Below are 18,002 nucleotides of genomic sequence, written 5' to 3'. Positions count from 1 at the left end.
AACTACGCGCGGACGCCCCCGAAAGCTCTCGCTCGTGGCTGTTCTGGTCCGCTACCATCCGCGCCTGCCGTCGCCGGCCGGCCGCCGGGCCCGGCGGCTCCCTGAGCTGCGTCGCCACCCGTGGGAAGCGGCGCGGAACGCCCGGGCGGTCGGACCCGGCGACGCGAAAATCGCGCGGCTTCGTCCCGGCGCGCATCGCACCGGGCCCGCTGCGCGTCCAACTGGTGAGCTCAGGACACCCGGGATGTCGCTGCGCGCGGGCGGTCGGTGGACACCGATTGTCGACGGTGGCGTTCCGCAGCGGAATCCTCGCTGGTTTCGGTGGGTTCGGGGCCTTCGACCGCGTACGCTCTGCGACCGGAAGGTGTGAACATGCACCAATGGTCCGGCCAGGAGAAAAGGGAGGTCTCCCGGTGACCGAGCTCGCCGCGGCGCCGGTCCGTCCCGAGGCGCCCCCGCCGCCGGGCTCGCCTCCCGCCCGCCGGCTGACCCGGCGGCGCTGGCGGGACTCCCGGCTGCTCGTCGGGGTGCTGCTCGTGCTCGTCTCGGTCGTCGTGGGGGCGCGGCTGTTCGCGTCGGCGGACTCGACCCGGCAGTGGGCGGTGGCGAGGACCGGCCTGCCCGCCGGGCACGTCATCGTGGCGGGGGNTCTGACCACGGTGTCCGCCCGGCTCGATGCCAGGACGTCCGACCGCTACTATCCGGGCGGCCGGCTGCGTGACCTGACCGGTGCCACCCTCGCCCGGCCCGTCGACGCCGGGGAGCTGGTCAGCGGGGCCGACTTCGCCGGGCGGAACACGCAGTCCACCAGGCTGGTTCCGGTCATGGTCAAGGCGGGCCGGCTGCCCGTCCTCGAGCCCGGCGACCACGTCGACGTCTACGTGTTCTCCGCCGGGGCCGCGGCGGCCACCGGCTCCGGGGACCAGGCCGGCAACCAGCCGAACCAGCCGGCGCCGGCCGCGGGGGCCGGCGCCGAGTCGCTGGTCCTGCACGACGTCGAGTTCGTCGGGCTGGAGAAGCTGGCCAGCGGTGACCGCTCGCTGACGTTGCGCGTGCCGGTCGACAACGCGATCCAGGCCGTGGCGGCGTCCCAGAGCGAGCGGGTCGACGTCGTGAAGCTCGAACGGGACTCCCGCGGCGGCGTCGGCTCGACCGGACCGACCACCGTGGCGGGGTACGGCCGGTGAGCCTGCCGATCCTGACCGCGGTGACCGACTCCGAGGTCGAGGCCGGCCTGGTCTCGGCCTTCGATCGCCGCGATCTCGGCGTCACCGTGGTGCGCCGTTGTGTCGACCTGCCGGATCTGCTTGCTGCGGCGACGACCGGTGCGGCGCGCGCGGCGCTGCTGTCGGCCGATCTGCGCCGGCTGGACCGCGATGCGCTGACCCGCCTGGCGATGGCCGGCATCGCGGTGGTCGGCCTGATCGCGCCCGGGGACGAGGACGCGGACCGCCGCCTGCGCCAGCTCGGCGTCGCGGCGGTCATCCCCGCCGACGCCACCGCCGAGGTGGTTGCCGGCGCCGTCGTCGAGGCCTCCCGTGCGCTGGCGTCCCACGCCGCCGGCCCGGCGGCCTGGCCCGCCGCCGCCTCCTCCTACAGCGAGCCGCTGCTGGGCTTCGGGCAGCTCGCCCCGGCCGGCACCGGCACCGACGGCCTCGGCCTCGGGGAGGCCGGTGACGGCCGGGTGATCGCGGTCTGGGGGCCGGCCGGAGCGCCGGGGCGCACGACGATCGCGCTGTGCCTCGCCGCCGAGATCGCGGCCTTGGGGTTCTCGACGCTGCTGGTGGATGCCGACTCCTACGGCGGGGCGATCGGCCAGCTCGTCGGCCTGCTGGAGGAGGCGCCGGGCCTGGCCGCCGCGGCCCGGTCCGCCAACCAGGGCCTGCTCGACGTGCCGCGGCTGGCCGTGCTGTGCCGGGACCTGGGCGAGGGCCTGCGGGTGCTGCCCGGCATCTCCCGGCCGTCGCGGTGGCCCGAGCTGCGCCCGGCGTCCATCGAAACGGTGCTGTCGATGTCCCGGCGGCTGGCGTCGTACGTGGTGGTGGACTGCGGCTTCTGTCTGGAGACGGACGAGGAGCTGTCCTTCGACACCGCGGCGCCGCGGCGCAACGGCGCGACGCTCGCGGTGCTCGAGGCGGCCGACATCGTCCTCGCGGTCGCCTCGGCGGAGCCGGTCGGTCTGGTCCGGTTCGTCCGTGGACTGGCCGATCTGCGGGAGGCTGTCCCGGCGGCAGATCCGCTCGTGGTGGTCAACCGGCTGCGGGCCTCGGTTGTCGGCGGCGACCCGTCCCGGGAGGTCGGCCGGGCGATCCTGCGCCACACCGGGACCGAGCCGGTCGCGCTCGTGCCCTATGACCTCGCCGGGCTCGATGCGGCACAGGTCGCGGGTCAGCTCCTGCGGGACATCGCCCCCACCTCCCCCGCCCGGCTCGCGATCAGGGATCTGGCCGCTCGGCTGGCCGGGCGGCCCGCGGTCGGCCGCCGGCGCCGCAGCGGGTTCCGGCGCCAGTCGCGCTAGGTGATCGTCGGCCGGTGAGCGCGGCCGACTGGACCGGGCGATGACAACTCACCGTTACGCTCACGGCATAACCGTGACATAAAGCATTCGTCTCATCATGAATGTGTAGCGGTCATGGTTACAGCGAGCGATTCGTGGGCATCGCTGTGTGGAACGGTTCCGGTCAAGAAGTGAAGGGGATCTTACTCAAAGCTTCCAGTGGCAGGAGATCGGCCACGAAAGGACGTCGGTCTGATGCACTATGAAGTATGAACGTTAATGGCGGCGCAGTCACGCTGCATAGCGTGATGCAATGTATGTCTGCGTGAGAGTCCCCTTTCGGCAACGTTACGTTAGTGTTGAGCAGGCCTCGAAGGTGCCATCCGGAGCGCGGCCGCAACCGTGTCCGGGGAGCCGGAGGCACGGGGATGCTCGGGCGAGACGGCTAGGGGGTGTGTCGGGTGAGCCGGGAGTACGCGAAGGCGGTGGGCGCCCGCCTGCGGGCGATTCGGATACAGCAGGGGCTGTCGCTCCAGGGGGTCGAGCAGAAGTCGCGCGGCCGCTGGAAGACCGCCGCCGTCGGCTCCTACGAGCGCGGGGACCGGATGATCAGCGTCCACCAGCTCTCCGAACTCGCCGGGTTCTACGGAGTGCCGGTGTCGGCGCTGCTGCCCAGCGAGGACCAGTTGCCCCCGCGCGAGCGCCGCCCGCGCACGGTCCTGAACCTGGAGAAGCTCAGCGAGGCGCCACCCGACACCTCCGCGCTCGTCCGGCGGTGGGTGGCGCAGATCCAGCGCCAGCGCGACGACTACGCCGGGCACGTGCTGTCCATCCGCGACGGCGATGTGCGCGCGCTCGCCCTGCTGCACGACACCACGCCGCAGGAGTTCGCCGAGCGCCTGCGCAACTGGGGCGTCCTGGAGACGACCTTCCCCGAGGAGAGCGAGGAACCGCCGGAGTAGCGGCGAGAAACCGCCGGCGTAGTCCGGTGGCCCGTCCGGGCGCGTCACGCGCCGCAGGCAACGAACGGTCGACGCGGACCGTGGACTGCGACTGGCCCATCCCCGGGAGGTCCCATGCGGCGCACACCGCCGCCGGCGGCCGCCCGGTCCAGGTGCGACCGGGCGGCCCACATGGCAGCGGGCGGACCGGGGCGGCAGGTGCCCCGCGCAGGGCACATCCCCTCCCGACCGCCGCGCCGGGAGGTGGACAATGACCAGAAGGCGGGCCCCGCGCAGGGGCCTGGTCCTCGGGGCGGGCGGAGTCCTCGGCTCCGCCTGGATGATCGGCGCCATGCGGGCCGTCGAGACCGAGACCGGCCGTGACCTGGGCAGTAGCGACCTGGTGGTCGGTACCTCGGCCGGCTCCGTCGTCGCGGCTCTGCTCGGCCTCGGCGTCGGCATCGACGTGATGGCCAACTCCGAGCGCGGGCTGTACGAGGCGGGCGACCCCGTCCTCGACTACCGCGACCTCGGCGCCTCCCTGCCCCCACGGCCCCGGATGCGAATGGGCTCGCCACGGCTGCTCACGGCCAGCGCGCTGCACCCCCGGCACGCCTCGCCGATGGTCACCCTGGCGGCGATTCTGCCGCAGGGCCGCGGCAAGATCTCCGCGGTGGGCGACCTGGTCTCCGCCGCTATGGACCGCAGGGGACTGGACCTCGCCGACTGGCCCGCCCCGCCAAACCTGCGGGTCGTCGCGATGAACTTCGACACCGGTCACCGGGTGCTGTTCGGCTCGCCCGACGCACCCCGAGTGACACTGCCCGAGGCGGTCATGGCGTCCTGCGCGATCCCCGGCTGGTACGCCCCGATCGAGTCAGGCGGTCAGCGCTTCGTCGACGGCGGGACCCGCTCGCCCACGTCGGTCGACCTGCTCGCCGACGCCGAGCTCGAGGAGGTGCTCGTGCTCGCGCCGGCCTGCTCGCTGGCCAGCGACCGCCCCCGTGGCGCGGTGGCCCTGGTCGAACGGCAGGTCCGGCGCGCGGCGACCCGTCGGTTGCTGCGGGAGATCGAGCTGGTCGAGGCCGCGGGCACCCGGGTGACGGTGCTGTCTCCCGGACCAGAGGACCTCGCGGTGATGGGCGGCAACCTGATGGACCTGACCCGCCGCGCGGAGGTGTTCGAGACCAGCCTGCGGACCACGTGCGCGGCCCTGCGCGCGAGCGCCCGCGCGCGCCCACGGCCCCGGTCGGCCCGCACCGGCGCCACCACTGCCACCGGCGCCACCACTGCCACCGGCGCCGGCGCGACCTCCGCCGCCCGCGCGGTCGCCGCCGCAACCACTGCCGCTTCCAGGACCGGGACCGGCACCCGCGGCGGTGCCGGCGTCGAGGGGGGCGCCGGCACCGGCGAGGGCGCCGGTCAACCGAAGGGCCGGCTCGGCTTGGACCTGGCCGGCTGAGCGGGCGGTCCCGAGCCATGGCACCGGCCCGCTCCCAACCACCGCGCCCCGACGGTGCGGCTAAGACCGCGCCCGTGGTGCCCGCCGGATGGGACCCTCGTTGGTCGTCCGGCGCGGCTGGTTGCGAGACTGGTCGGGTGCGCATCTACCTGCCGTCCACGCTCAACGCCGCGCGATCGGTGTGGGAGTCCGGGCAGGTGCCGGCTGGGACGGGCTTTGCGGTCACGCCGGCGCTGCGTGAGTGGTACGCCCAGTCGGAGTCCGAGGAGGAGCTGGAGTACGCGGTGCTGCACGACGCGGCGCGCGCCAGCCTGCGCCTGCTCGACGCCGACCCGGCGGCCCCACGCCGACGCCTGGTCTTCGTCGCGGACCTCGCCGACGGCGACGTCCGCGTCCGGGACGACCTCGAACGAGGCGCCGTCGAGGTCGACTTCCCGGTGCCCTGGTCGGCAGTGGGAGCGATCCACGTCGACGACGGCGACGATGGCGAGGTTCTCGACGCGGTGGCCGAGGCGGCGGATCACATTGTCGAGGCCGACCTCGGCGGCGAGGACGCGGCCTTCACCGTTGACAGCGTCGAAGGCTTCGAGTTGCTCTGGTTCGCCCCGCAGGAGCTGCCCGACCTGCTGTGAGCAGGCCCGCCCCGTCGTTGGCGGGTCGGCTGGATGCCTGGACGGTGTTCGGCACGCCGACTGGCCTGCAGTGTGAGGTAGACCACACCCATTGATGGTTCGTTGGGGTGTGATGTCCGGGCCGGTGCTCACCCGGCGTGAAATGTTGGCGTCGGACGGCGTTTGCGGTGGCCATCCGGCTCCATCACACCGGTCTGCCTCGCCGATCGGCGTCCGCGGCCGGCTTTTCTCCACGCAAACCGGTCCAGATGGACAACGGTTGTGCCTCCCCGGGGTACGGCCGCTGTCGTGTGTTGCGAATAATGCGTAGGCAGGCCGTGAGGTGTCGGTCGGGTTCCTGCCCGGTTGGCGTCGATCGTCCGTTTTTCTCCCAACACCCTTCGTGCCGGGATGCCGGCCCGGGCGGGTATGGATCTTGGTAACCCACCGCGTAAGGAGGCTGGCAGCCGATGCTGTACCTCGCCGGGCAGATCCTGGCGTATGTGCTGGTGGCGATGGTCATCGGCGCCGCGCTTGCGTGGGTGTTCCTCATCGCCCCGCTGCGCCGGCAGGTGCGCCAGACCCGCGACGCCCAGCCGGAACCCAGGGTCGGCGGCGCCGAGCCGACGCCCGACGCCGTGGCCGACGCCCGGAGAAGCGACGCCCGGGGGACCGGCCCTCAGACGGCCGATGTTGCTGGGACAGCACTCGCGCTCCCGCCGCACCCCGGGGAGCTCAGCGGCGACATCGCGCTTGAGGGCGACTCCGAGCGTTTCCCGGAGCCTGTCGAGTCCGCCGAGCGCCTGGATCCCGCGGTGGCCGCCGGCGACCGGCTCGGGCCTGACGCGGATTCCCGTGCCTTCGGGCCCGACACGGTGGGGGCGGAACTCGCCACCACCGGGCCGATCCCGTTGCCGATCAACGCCGTGCGCGTCGGGGAACCCGTCGCCGAGCTCGTCGCCCTGCTGCGCCGCCAGCGGGACGACGCCGCCCTGGAGAAGGCCGACCTGACCGCCCGCCTCGCCGTGGCCGAACAGCGAGCGGCCGAATCCGAGCAGCGGATCGGGGCCGCGGAGCGGCACGCCATGACGGCGAGCGCCCGGGTCGAGGAGATCGAGGCCACGCTGCGCGCCAGGGTCGAGGCCGTGACGAGCGCCGCCGGCGGCGCGCGGGCGGCGGGTGACGCGTCACCGGCCGACCCGGACACCACCGCGGCGGACACCGGGCTCACCGTCGCGGAGCTCGCGCGCGAGGCCGAGCTGCTGCGCCAGCAGCTTGTCGAGGCGGAGGGCCGGGCGGCGAAGTTCTCCTCCCGGCTGGCGATGGCGCGCACCGAGGCCGAGGACGCCCAGCGTCTCGTCGCGACCATGACCACCCGGCTCGACCGGCATCAGGCCGAATGGGCGGCCGAGCGCGTCAGCCTGCTCGGCCGGATCGAGCGGACCGAGTCCGCTCTCGGTCGCGGCACCGAGACCGCTCCCGCCGCCGACCCGGCAGCGGAGCCCGCCCCCTCCGCCGCTGCGACCTCCACCCCCGGCACCTCCGCGGCTGCGGCCTCCACCCCCGAGACCTCCGCGGCCGGGCGCAGGGTGGAGTACTCCGCCGCCGTCGAATACGCCGAGATCGTCGGTACGGCGAAGGCCGTGGCCTCGGCACGCGCCGTCAGCTCGGCCCGGGCCGCCGCTCCTCTCCTCGCCGCCGAGCCGACCCAGGTCGCCGAGCCGACCCAGGTCGCCGAGCCGGTGGATGTCGACGAGCCGGTCGACGTTGTCGAGCCGGTCGACGTTGCAGGGCCGGCTGATGTTGCCGAGTCGGCTGATGTCGCCGAGCCCGCCAACGCTGGTGAGCCGGCCGCCGACGTCGCGTCGGCGAGGGCCGCGGGGCCGGCACTCCAGGACGAGCTGGCGGTGGGCGCGGAGTCCGCGCGGCTCGACGAGCCGGCGCGGCCGGATTCGGATGGCGCCGCCCTCGCGGCGGCCTCGGCCGAGTCCGGGAGTGCCGGTGAGCCCGGGAGTGCCGGTGAGCCCCCGAGTGCCGATGAGCCCGCGAGCGGGATCGAACCGGTTCGCTCGGGCACGCTGGGCGTGGCCGGAATGAGGGCCCGGACCTCCGGCGTCACCAAGGAGCGACCGGCGGCAGTGGCGGGGATCCCGGCTCCGACCGGCAGCAGCCCTGTCACCACGTCGGGCGTGCGGTCGGGCGCCACGGGGGAGCAGGGCGCGGGCGGCCGGGTCGTCCAGGAGGCCGCGCCGCGCTGGAACGGACTGCTCGATCCGGGCGGCGTCGGCGGCGACAACCTCAAGGAGATCGTCGGTATCGGCCCGGTGATCGAATCACGGCTGCGGGCGCTGGGCATCACGACCTTCAGCCAGCTCGCCGAGATGGGCGACACCGACGTCGACCGGCTGGCCCACAAGCTCGATGGTTTCGGCGATCGGATCATCTCCGACGACTGGGTGGGCCAGGCCCAGGACCTCCAGGTGCGCCACTACGGCGGCGTCTACTAGGGCGCGTGTCACGCCCGTAGCTGGCCCGGGGCGTCGCCATGGCGCGGCGACGCCCGGGTCCGTGGCTCAGAGTCCGGAGATGAGTCCCTCGATCTCGGCCTCGAGGATCCGGCGGTCGGTGACGTCGCTGTAGAGCCACAGGTGGCCGCAGTAGCCGTCGGCCGCGGCCAGCGCGATGTGGCTGCGTTCGAAGACGCGGCCGTCGGCGAACATGACCGGCTCGCGGCGCAGCGTCCGGCGCCGACGCAGCAGGGTGTCCAGACGGGCAGCGAAGCCGGACGGGTCGTCGACCAGCCCGGCCCGCGGCCGCAGATGGCGGCGGCAGTCCGTGCCAACCAGGTCGACGGGCGAGTCCGCCAGGTCGAACAGGTCGCAGTACATCTGGTTGACGGCGACGACGCTGCCGTCGCGATCGGCGATGAGGACCGCGGTCGCGAGCTCGGCGAGCAGGGTCGTCAGCCAACGCTCCCGGTCGCGGCAGGCCTCCTCGATCCGGCGCACCTCGGCGAACAGGCAGCCGCAGCCCTCGGCCGGGTGCCCGCCGTCGGCGTGCGCTGGGCGTGGATGCAGGTCGTCTTCCTCGTTGCGGTGCAGGACGACCGCGGCGCGCCACTCGGCGCCGGGGGGGAGCGCGCCGCGAGGGTAGCTCGTGGATCGGTCCTCCGGGATCTCACGGGGGGCCGACCGGCCGGGCGTCGGCTCGCCGGGGATCGGCCGGCGGGGGAGCGGGACCGTCCAGCGCCGATTCGCCACGGCGTCGTCCGCGTCGGGCCACCGCGCCGGTGGCCCGGACAGGGGGTGCCCGGTTCCAGCGGGATGACCGAGCACCGGGCCGTCGAGATCCGGCGAGGGATCGGCCGGGCCGTCCGCGGACCGGTTTGCTCCAGCGGTGTGGTCCGGACTTTCCGGTTCGCCCGGGCCTGCCGGCGCATCGGTCCAGTGGAACGGGTCGTCGGCGGACTCGCGGAAGGCACGGGCGGCGTCGTCGAACGGGTCGTACCCGCCCAGCCCGTCGAACAGGCCAGATCGATCGGGGCCGCCGGGCAGGACCCCCTCCGGTCCGACATCCTCCTGGCCGAACAGCTCGTGACCCAGTAGCTGCTCGTCGAAGAAGTCCGCGTCGAAGGGGGTGAGATCCAGCGCCGTCTCCTCGGACTCGACGGGCACAGCGGCGTGTTCGGCGTCGTCGGCGGTGAGCCACCCAGTGTGGCTGTCGGGGTGCGCCGGGACGTCCAGGCCGTGGGTGTCGCGGCTGGCGGCGTCGCCGACGGTGGGCGCACCCACCGGGGCCGGCGTGAGGGTGCCGACGAAGCGGCGCCGCCCGTCGCCGGCGGACGTCGCCACCGTCTGGATGATCGCCCGCCGGGCCTCCCCGCCAGGTAGCACCAGCCGGATCTGCACGGAGAACCCGTCGCCATGCGTGACCAGGCGCCGCCAGTGGTCGCCCACGGTGGCAACGTCGTCGGGATGGACGACCCGGTCCCATCCCCAGCCGACCGCCTCGTCGCGGGGAAGTCCGGTCAGTTCGGACCACGGGCGGTTCACAAAGAGATGGCGACCGATCGCGTCGGTGGCGAATACCGCCACCGGGCAATTTTCGACAATTCGCCAGAACATCTTCCAAGCGGTCTTGTCGAACATGTCCGAAGGCTGGAAATCTCGGTTTCCACTCATCGGGTCGCCCCTTTCGAACCGCGCGTAGCGGGCCGCAGGCAGGTCCTGGGCAGCGTCGCCGCGGTGGGCGGACGGGCTTCTCGCAAGCGGTTGCTGAGCCCGTGGATCGATGGCTGACCGGACACGGAAGGGACCCCCGAGGCAGGCGTTGGTGGCTTACCGGGTGAGATCGGCAGGGTGGGGGAGGCTCCACCGGTCGACCCAGCAGGCGATTGTGGCTTCACGGATGAGCGGGTTAGGGACCGCCGCGAGGCTACCGCCTCCGGGGCGATTCGGCGGCGAAATCCTGCGGGCGTTTCCGGGGCGGTCGGCGCACTGCCGACCCGCGGGATGTACGCGCGCCGCGATGGTCGCCCCCCGATCCGTGACCGCACTCTTGATGCGGAGAGTAACTAAATGGGTGGTCAAGGTGGGACGCTGTGCACACCGTGACCTGCCTGTGTCCTACCCGGCCCACACCCCCAGAGGGGGTTGTGCGAACGTTGTTGCGTCCGCCCTGATGGTCGGGGCTTGATAAGCGGTGACCTTCTTCCTACGCTTCGTAGCAATTGTCCGGCCGAGGAAGAGGCGGAGCTGGAGGAGCGGCGGTTTTCGTGGCGGTGGCACGTGGCGGTTGGTTGGACGCCACCTCGTTCGTGGAGGACGAGGTCCGGGAGCTCGTCCGGCGGCGTTCCCTGGATCCCGTGCGCGATCCGGCCCAGGTCCGCCAGCTCGTTCAGGAGGTGCTCGCCGACTACGAGGAACGCGTTCTCGTCAGCGACCTTCCGCCCGTCGTCGACCGGGATGTCACCGCTCGGCTGGTCTACGACGCGGTCGCCGGCTTCGGGCCGTTGCAACGCCATCTCGACGATCCCACCGTCGAAGAGATCTGGATCAACGAGCCGGGTCGGGTATTCGTCGCGCGGGCCGGTCGCAGCGAGCTGACGACGACAATTCTCACCGCTGACCAGGTGCAGGATCTGGTCGAACGGATGCTCAAATCGTCCGGCCGGCGGGTGGACCTGTCGACCCCCTTCGTCGACGCCATGCTCCCCGACGGTTCCCGGCTGCACGTGGTGATTCCCGACGTGACCCGGGTGCACTGGTCGATCAACATCCGCAAGTTCGTGCTGAGCGCAGGCAGCCTCGACGAGCTGGTCGGGCTCGGCACGATCACCTCCGCGGCGGCCGCGTTCCTGGAGGCCGCCGTCGTCTCCGGCCTCAACATCATCGTCGCCGGTGGCACCCAGGCCGGGAAGACGACGCTGCTCAACTGCCTCGGTTCGGCGATCCCCGCCCGCGAGCGGGTGATCTCGTGCGAGGAGGTCTTCGAGCTGAAGCTGCGCGCGCCGGACTGGGTCGCGATGCAGACCCGGCAGGCCAACCTGGAGGGCAGCGGGGAGATCCGGCTGCGCCGGCTGGTCAAGGAGGCGCTGCGGATGCGCCCGGACCGCCTGGTGGTCGGCGAGGTTCGCCAGGAGGAGGCGCTGGACCTGCTCATCGCGCTGAACTCGGGCCTGCCGGGGATGTGCAGCCTGCACGCCAACTCGGCCCGCGAGGCGGTCACCAAGCTGTGCACGCTGCCGCTGCTCGCCGGGGAGAACGTCAGCCACGCCTTCGTCGTGCCGACCGTGGCCGCCAGCGTCGATCTCGTCGTCCACCTGGAGAAGGACGTCTCGGGTCGCCGGCGCGTCACCGAGATCGTCGCGCTGCCCGGCCGGGCCGAGGGCGACATCGTGGAGATCGCCCAGATCTACCGCTCCCGCGCCGAGGGCCTGGTCCGCGCCGACGGCTTTCCCCCGCACGTCGACCGCTTCACCCGCGCCGGCTACGACCTGCCCACCCTGCTCGCGCAGGGGGACCGCGACCATCCCCACCGCCGGCCTGGCGGTGGCTGGCCCGAGATCGCCGTGGAGCGTTGATGGGCATCTTCCTCGGCCTGCTGTGCGGGCTCGGCCTGTTCCTGATCATTACCAGCGGCCGGCCCCGCGAGTCCCGCGGCCCGACGACGATGCGCTGGGAGCNCNCCNCCGCCGAGCTGCTCGCCCAGGCCGGCATCCGCGGCCTGAGCCCCCGCCAGTTCGTCGCGATCAGCGCTGCGCTCGGCCTGCTCGTCGGTCTCGTCGTGCTGGCGTTCACCGGGACCCTGTCGCTCGCCGGCGCGTTCGCGGTCTTCGCGAGCCTGCTGCCGCGGGCGCTGGTCGTCCGCCGCCGCCACGGCCGGATCCACGACCTGCGGGAGCTGTGGCCGGACGTCGTCGACAACCTCGCCAGCGCCGTGCGCGCCGGGATGTCGCTGCCCGAGGGCCTGGCCGCCGTCGGGGTGCGCGGGCCGGTGCAGCTACGCCCGGCGTTCACCCGTTTCGGCGAGGACTACAGTGCCACCGGATCGTTCTCGACCTGCCTGGACCGGCTCGCCGACGAGCTCGCCGACCCGGTCGCCGACCGGATCATCGAGTCGCTGCGGATGGCGCGAGAGGTCGGCGGCACCGACCTCGGCCGCCTGCTGCGCACCCTGTCGACCTTCCTGCGCGAGGACGCGCGGACCCGGGCCGAGCTGGAGACCCGCCAGGGCTGGACGGTCAACGCCGCCCGCCTCGCGCTCGCCGCCCCCTGGATCGTGCTGCTCCTGCTGGCCACCCGCGGCCAGAACGTGCAGGCGTACGACAGCCCGACCGGCGTGCTGGTGCTGGTCGTCGGCGGCGGCGTGTCGGCCCTCGCCTACCTGCTGATGAAACGGATCGGCCGGCTGCCCGAGGAGGGCCGGGTGCTGCGCGGCGGGGTCGCCGCCGCCCAGGCTGCGGCCACCGCCACCGCCACCGCCGGGCGTGGCTCCGGATCACGCCCGGACGATCCTGCGGGCGCCCGCCCGATGATCGCCGCTCCCGACCTGGACGCGCTAGGGGGCTTCGACGGGCCTGGGGGCTTCGGGGCGGGGCCCGATCGGGGGATGCAGCCATGACGATGGTCGCCGCCGGGGCGCTGCTTGGCCTGCTCGTCGGGCTCGGCCTGGTCATCGTCGTCTACCGGTCGCCGCGGGCCCGGCGCATCCAGCTCGCCGACCGGATCGACCCCTACCTGCGCGACACGCCCACCCCGTCCCGGCTGCTCGCCGACCGGCCACGGGCGTCGACTCGTCCGGGTTTCGCCGCCGTCGAGGCGCTCGTGCGGCCGTTGCTCTCCGACGTCGCCGGCCGGCTCGATCGCTTTCTCGGCGGCCGGGTGGCGTTGCAGCGCCGGCTGACCCAGGCGGGCGGGCGGACCAGCATCGAGGAGTTCCGGGTCCAGCAGGTGATCTGCGCGGTCAGCGGCGCGCTGGTCGGCGCGTTCCTGCTGGCGCTGCGGGCCCTGCTCGGCATCGGCCCGCCGGCACTGGTGAGCGTCGCCCTCGTCGTCGCCGGCGCCGCCGGCGGGGTGGTCGGCCGCGAGTACTGGCTGACCCGCTCGATCACCGAGCGCGAGGACCGGATGCTGCTGGAGTTCCCCACGGTCGCCGAGTTGCTGGCGCTGGCGGTGACCGCGGGGGAGTCCGCGATCGGCGCGCTCGAACGGGTCAGCCGCCTCACGCACGGTGAGTTGGGCCGCGAGCTGCGCCTGGCCCTCGCCGACGCCCGTTCCGGCGCCACGCTCGTGCAGGCCCTGGAGGGCATCGCCGCCCGCACGGCGCTCGCGCCGCTGACGCGGTTCGTCGACGGCATGGCCGTCGCGATCGAGCGCGGCACGCCGCTGGCCGACATCCTGCGCGCCCAGGCGATGGACGTCCGCGAGGCAGGCAAGCGCCAGTTGCTGGAGGCCGGCGGCCGCAAGGAGATCGCGATGATGATCCCGGTCGTCTTCCTCGTCCTGCCGACGACCGTGATCTTCGCGTTCTACCCCGCCCTGGTGAGCTTCACGGTGATCGCGCAATGACCAGACGCAGGGCTCAAGGCACGGGGCTCGGACCGGACGGTGATGGAGGAGACATGGGACGGCGTATCGGGCAGACCCTGAAGGCGAGGTGGCTGGCCTGGCGGTCGGCCATCCACACGACCAGCGTCGGCGGCGACGGCCGCGACCGGGGGGACGTCCCCGGCTGGGTGATGATCACGGTGATGACGGCGGCGCTCGTCGTCGCCATCGCCACGCTGGCGACGCCGGCGTTGCAGAACCTGTTCACCTCGGCCATCAACTCGGTGTCGGGCGTCGGCGGCGGTGGCGGCGGCTGACCTCCCGGCCACGCCGGCCACAGCCGTGCGAGAGGGCACACGCCTGGTCGGGCCCGACGGCGAGGACACGACGGGCGAGGACAGCGCGGCGGGCGGCAGGCCCACGTCTGGCGACGGGTTCCCGCTCGGCGATGGGGTCCCGCTCGGCGACGGGGTCCCGCTCGGCGACGGGGACTCGCCTGGCGACGAGGGGTCCGCCGTCGTCGAGTTCATCCTGGTGGGGACGTTGCTGCTGTTCCTGTTCCTCGGGATCCTGCAGGTCGGCCTGATCCTGCACATCCGCAACACGCTCGCGGCGGACGCGGCGGAGGGCGCCCGGCACGCCGCCAACCTCGGCGTCCCGGCCGCGGACGGCGGCCCCTACGCGCAGGCGCTCATCGCCCGGACGATCCCCGGCCGCGCCGACACCGTCTGCACCGGCACCGATGTCGAGGGCCCCGGCGGCACCCCGCTGGTCCAGGTCACCTGCAAGGTCGCCGTCCCGCTCGTCCTCGTCCCCCTCGGCGACGGCGTGACGATCACTGTCACCGGCCATGCCGTCAAGGAGCAGCCGTGACGCCCCGGCCGTCGCGCACCGCCTCGACGGCCCGGGGCCGGACGACGCGGCCCCGGACGGCCTCGGCAAAGGCGGTACGGCCGGAGAAGCTCCGTGCCCGGTCGGTCCGAGCGCGGACGGCCTGGGCCCGGGCGGTGTGGGGGAAGGATCGGCTACCCCGCGCGGGCGCGGGCCGGGTGCGCCGTGAGGGACGGGGGGTGGACGACGGCTCGGCGATGATCGAGTTCGTCGGGCTGTCCATCGTGTTGCTCGTCCCGTTCGTGTACCTGTTCCTGTGCGTGTTCGCGGTGCAGAAGTCGGCGTTCGGCGTCACCCAGGCGGCCCGCGAGGCCGGCCGCGCCTTCGCCACCGCCGACAGCGAGACCCAGGGCGCCGACCGGGCCCGCCTCGCCGCCGCCCTCTCCCTGCAGGATCAGGGCGTGTCCGGCCAGCCGCAGATCCATTTCGCCCCGGCCGGCGCGAACTGTGGCGCCGGCAATCCCGGCGATGGCGCGCAGACCCTGGAACCGGGCGCGTCGTTCGTCATCTGTGTCCGGACGGTCGTCGCCCTACCCGGCACCGGCGCCCTGTTCGCCGGCATCACCGACGTGACCGTCAACGGCCAGTTCACCGTGGTGATTGATCAGTTCCGTGCCGATAGGCAGAATCCCCAGCCCTAGCAGGGGTTTCGTGCGTTCACGGGGTTACGCGGGATCACGCGGTTTTACAACATCATGCGGACTTTTTGCGGACCGTGATCATGGCCTGGTCCGTGGCTGCCGGCACCCGGCAGCCAGCGTCCGCCGCCGGTGGTGCGGGCGCCCGCTCGGACATCGCAGTTACGTCTGAGCGGCCGTCACGTTCGGTTGCGACGGCGGACCCGCCATCAGTGGCGGCGGGTCGGGCCTCGGTGCTGCCCTCCGGCCGGAGCTGAACGTCCAGCACCATCCGGACCGTGGACCACCGGGGGTCAACTTCGTCCGCCCCCGGACGGACAGGGGACCGGTTGAGGTTCGTACGCACAAAGTGCGTACGAACGCGCCCGCTCCTGGGTCAGGTGCTCCAGTGGAGCGCCGAGGGTGTCCACACTGTGGATACCCTTCGCCGGCCCGGCTGTGGCGATCCACGGCATACGCCGTCCACCTGATCACTTTGCCGGCACCGGCAAGCCGATCTTCGCGGCGCCGCGAAGATCGGGATACTGTCCCGATCTTGCCGGCTCCGGCAAGATCGGAAGCGTACCCGGCCCTTCGCGTTCCGGGCATTCGGTCAGGCCGGCGCCCGGACCGCACTGGTCAGTCTTGGGCCCGGCCGCTGTTGGTCCGTGTCGGGATCACGGGTCGGTGTACTTCTTCGACCGCAGCATCACCTGCGCGTCGGTGCTGATAACTGTTCCGGCTGCGGGTTGCTGGGAAACGACATGCCAGTTCCGGTCCAATACCAGGAGCCGCCCCTGGCCGGTCGCGTCCTCTTCCGCCAGGTTGTAGAAGCCGGCCGCCTGGAGGGTGTCCTGGGCGGTCTGATGGTTCAGGCCGACCACGTTCGGCACGGCCTTCTGCACGGCCGGAGCTGCAGTGACCGCTGCTGCCGGCGCGGAGCCTACGGGTGCTGTGGCTGCGGGTGCTGTGGCTGCGGGAGAATTGGCGTCCACCGCGGCGGCCGCGGCCGGAGCGGTAGAGGTTCCGTTTCCCCCGCCGGCGGCGACGCCGATCACGATGAGGAGGATCGCGACGCCCGCGCCGATTCCGATCTTCGCGTTGCGGGAAAGGCCCCTCTTCTCTGGCGGCGGGGGCGATGTGGACGGGCGGTGGCCGGCATACTGATCGCGGGCCGGTGGCGGATAGTCGTAGCGCGGATCACGCCAGCCGGCACGATCGTTGGGCGGATAGCCCCGGTCGTCATAGCCATAACTCATAGTGCGATTCCCCCGTTTCGTACGTCCGAGGGCGCATGCTAGCGATCAGCCCTGGAGCGGACGCTCAAGGCGTTCGATGGTTGACGGTGCGTTGATGGGGTCGCGGGAGTCTGGCGCGTAGCTCGGCGATGCCGTCCAGGGTGGACAGCGGCCGAGCGTGGGCCGCGAGCACGCCGTCGGCGCGGGTCTGCAGTGCGACGCGGGCCGGCGTGGCCGGTGCGCCGCCGTCGTCGGCTTCGAGGTCGGCGCAGACCGGGCATGGCGCCGGCTGGGTGTGCCTGCGGCACATCTGGTGCAGGTTCGGGGGGACGAACACCGACGGCGCCGAAGTGGCCAGGGTGGCGGGTTCGGGGTGGAGGTCGCGGATACGCCGTCGGCGGACCGCGATGGAACTGCGGACCGTGCCGGTGACCGGTGCTTGGTAGGCGGCGGTGATCTGCTCGGGGGTGCAGCCGCGGGCGAGGGCAGCGGCGATGTCCGGCTGCCAGGAGGCGGGGAGCTGCTCGTCGTGGGCCAGGCGGCCGGCGAGGTCGGCGTACGGGTTCACCTCGACGGCGCCGCTCAGCTCCTCGGTGGCCTGGTGCTCACCGTGAACGCTCGAAGCGATCTTCGAGCCTCCTTGAAGATCGCTCCCCGGTTCGTCGTCGGTGGGCTCCGCTGCTGCTGCTTGTACTTCCAGGGAGCTTGCCAGGGAGGGGTCCGGTCCACCGGACGCAATTCGGGGGCCGGCCGGACGCAACTCATCGGTAACTTCCGTGTCTGCGTCCGGTGTGCCGAACCCAATCCCCGCGGGTTCTTGGTGAGTTGCGTCCGGCGAGGCGGACGCAACGGCGACGGCGGTTGGTTGCTCCGCAGGTGGTTGCGTCCGGTCCACCGGACCCATCTCGGTGTCCACGTCGAACCGGACCTCGTCGAACAGGAGTTCGTAGACGGCGACGTGGCCGCGCCGGGCGCGCTCGACCTGTCGGATCAGTCCACGCCCGGCGAGCCGGCCGAGTACGGCGGCGAGTTGGCTACGGCTCTTCAGTCCGGAGCGGGCAAGGAGCTTCGGTAGTCCGGGGGATGCGCGGCGCGAGCCGCGGCGGGCGTTCTCGGCGAGAGCGAGCACGACGGTTCGCTCGGCCGGGGGGAGATCGCCGGGGAGTATGTCGAAGGCGGCGGCGACCCATCCCCAGCTCATGAGGAGCCCCAGCGGGCAAGTGGGGTGGTGACGTCGGTGGTCTGGCCGCCTTCAGGCAGGCTGCCGCGGGCATGATGGGACACAGGTCGGTGCCCTTCTGAGGAAAGGGTTACTGATCAAGGGCCGGTCAGGAGGTGCGAACTCCTGGTCGGCCCGCTTCATGTGCGCTGAGACCGTGGGTCTTCAGCCGGCACGCCCCGTGCTGTCGATCAGCCGGAATCGGCTGTGGGCCTGGTGGGTGTGCGGCCGGTGCGTCGCATCCACTCCTCGATGTCGGTGGCGAGCCAGATCTTGCCGACCCGCAAGGTCGCGATCGGCTCGGGGAACGTCGGATCGGACTTCATGATCTGGTAGATCCGCGCGGAGCCCAGACCGAGAGCCTGCGCGATCTCCGCTGCTGCCATGAGCCGAAGATCCTTTGTCATGGGCGCCAAGTCTAGTAGGCGAGTCGCCAGTATGCGGGTTGCATGCTAGACTACTTCTCTAGTAACGTGCC

15 protein-coding genes and 3 pseudogenes are annotated in these 18,002 nt (G+C 72.7%); 14 read left to right on the top strand and 4 right to left on the bottom strand.

Going from position 1 to position 18,002, the window contains the following annotated elements:
- Positions 1 to 413 precede the first annotated feature (413 nt).
- The 7 genes and pseudogenes from FF36_RS37530 to FF36_RS09300 form a co-directional block, all read left to right on the top strand.
- A pseudogene (locus FF36_RS37530) lies at positions 414 to 648 on the top strand (SAF domain-containing protein); the annotation flags it as partial.
- Between the two features lies 1 nt (position 649).
- A partial coding sequence (locus tag FF36_RS09325) for a flagellar biosynthesis protein FlgA (RefSeq protein ID WP_242422397.1) occupies positions 650 to 1,187 on the top strand: 538 nt, incomplete at its 5' end.
- Complete coding sequence (locus FF36_RS09320; protein ID WP_044884602.1) at positions 1,184 to 2,518, top strand: CpaE/TadZ family protein; 1,335 nt, start codon at positions 1,184 to 1,186, stop codon at positions 2,516 to 2,518. The genes FF36_RS09325 and FF36_RS09320, both read left to right, overlap by 4 nt.
- 440 nt (positions 2,519 to 2,958) lie before the next feature.
- Entirely contained in the window at positions 2,959 to 3,459 is a 501-nt protein-coding gene (locus FF36_RS09315; RefSeq protein WP_041938893.1) for a transcriptional regulator, read from the top strand.
- Positions 3,460 to 3,709: 250 nt separating this feature from the next.
- Entirely contained in the window at positions 3,710 to 4,900 is a 1,191-nt protein-coding gene (locus FF36_RS09310; protein ID WP_044884601.1) for a patatin-like phospholipase family protein, read from the top strand.
- Positions 4,901 to 5,037: 137 nt separating this feature from the next.
- The gene (locus FF36_RS09305; RefSeq protein WP_044884600.1) at positions 5,038 to 5,532 is read left to right on the top strand and encodes a DUF6912 family protein; all 495 of its coding nucleotides are present in this window, start codon (positions 5,038 to 5,040) and stop codon (positions 5,530 to 5,532) included.
- Positions 5,533 to 5,981: 449 nt separating this feature from the next.
- Positions 5,982 to 8,018, top strand: coding sequence for a hypothetical protein (locus FF36_RS09300; protein WP_044884599.1), 2,037 nt, complete (start codon positions 5,982 to 5,984; stop codon positions 8,016 to 8,018).
- A 66-nt stretch (positions 8,019 to 8,084) separates the two neighbouring features.
- Here the strand turns inward: FF36_RS09300 and FF36_RS09295 are convergent, their stop codons facing one another.
- The gene (locus tag FF36_RS09295; protein WP_044884598.1) at positions 8,085 to 9,692 is read right to left on the bottom strand and encodes a PAS domain-containing protein; all 1,608 of its coding nucleotides are present in this window, start codon (positions 9,690 to 9,692) and stop codon (positions 8,085 to 8,087) included.
- 593 nt (positions 9,693 to 10,285) lie between these two features.
- Between FF36_RS09295 and FF36_RS09290 the strand changes: the two genes are divergently transcribed.
- The 7 genes and pseudogenes from FF36_RS09290 (at position 10,286) to FF36_RS09265 (ending at position 15,091) form a co-directional block, all read left to right on the top strand.
- The gene (locus FF36_RS09290) at positions 10,286 to 11,593 is read left to right on the top strand and encodes a TadA family conjugal transfer-associated ATPase (protein ID WP_044884597.1); all 1,308 of its coding nucleotides are present in this window, start codon (positions 10,286 to 10,288) and stop codon (positions 11,591 to 11,593) included.
- Positions 11,593 to 11,695: pseudogene (locus FF36_RS37525) on the top strand (type II secretion system F family protein); the annotation flags it as partial. The gene FF36_RS09290 and the pseudogene FF36_RS37525, both read left to right, overlap by 1 nt.
- A gap of 6 nt (positions 11,696 to 11,701) precedes the next feature.
- Positions 11,702 to 12,447: pseudogene (locus FF36_RS37520) on the top strand (type II secretion system F family protein); the annotation flags it as partial.
- 182 nt (positions 12,448 to 12,629) lie between these two features.
- Positions 12,630 to 13,580 carry a type II secretion system F family protein gene (locus tag FF36_RS09280; RefSeq protein WP_044884595.1) on the top strand — a complete coding sequence of 317 codons (951 nt, stop codon included), beginning with the start codon at positions 12,630 to 12,632 and terminating at the stop codon, positions 13,578 to 13,580.
- Between the two features lie 53 nt (positions 13,581 to 13,633).
- Positions 13,634 to 13,876: a hypothetical protein gene (locus FF36_RS09275; RefSeq protein ID WP_044884594.1), complete on the top strand. Its 243-nt coding sequence runs from the start codon at positions 13,634 to 13,636 to the stop codon at positions 13,874 to 13,876.
- A 43-nt stretch (positions 13,877 to 13,919) separates the two neighbouring features.
- A complete protein-coding gene (locus FF36_RS39905) occupies positions 13,920 to 14,432 on the top strand; it encodes a TadE/TadG family type IV pilus assembly protein (protein WP_370657228.1) in 513 nt (170 codons plus the stop codon).
- Positions 14,433 to 14,647: 215 nt separating this feature from the next.
- Positions 14,648 to 15,091 carry a hypothetical protein gene (locus FF36_RS09265; RefSeq protein ID WP_044884657.1) on the top strand — a complete coding sequence of 148 codons (444 nt, stop codon included), beginning with the start codon at positions 14,648 to 14,650 and terminating at the stop codon, positions 15,089 to 15,091.
- A 653-nt stretch (positions 15,092 to 15,744) separates the two neighbouring features.
- On the opposite strand, the gene FF36_RS32575 is transcribed toward FF36_RS09265, so the two are convergent.
- The 3 genes from FF36_RS32575 to FF36_RS09245 all read right to left on the bottom strand — a co-directional run bounded on the left by FF36_RS32575 (position 15,745) and on the right by FF36_RS09245 (position 17,910).
- On the bottom strand, positions 15,745 to 16,326 hold the full coding sequence (locus FF36_RS32575) for a PASTA domain-containing protein (RefSeq protein WP_082121787.1): 582 nt from the start codon (positions 16,324 to 16,326) through the stop codon (positions 15,745 to 15,747).
- A gap of 64 nt (positions 16,327 to 16,390) precedes the next feature.
- A complete protein-coding gene (locus tag FF36_RS34845; protein WP_128423284.1) occupies positions 16,391 to 17,506 on the bottom strand; it encodes a hypothetical protein in 1,116 nt (371 codons plus the stop codon).
- A 209-nt stretch (positions 17,507 to 17,715) separates the two neighbouring features.
- Positions 17,716 to 17,910: an AlpA family phage regulatory protein gene (locus tag FF36_RS09245; RefSeq protein WP_044884591.1), complete on the bottom strand. Its 195-nt coding sequence runs from the start codon at positions 17,908 to 17,910 to the stop codon at positions 17,716 to 17,718.
- Positions 17,911 to 18,002: the final 92 nt, after the last annotated feature.

Source organism: Frankia torreyi, assembly GCF_000948395.1.
In the GTDB taxonomy this organism is placed as follows: domain Bacteria; phylum Actinomycetota; class Actinomycetes; order Frankiales; family Frankiaceae; genus Frankia; species Frankia torreyi.
The sequence above is the reverse complement of the archived record's forward strand: the minus strand, read 5'-3'. Positions and strand labels throughout refer to the sequence as shown.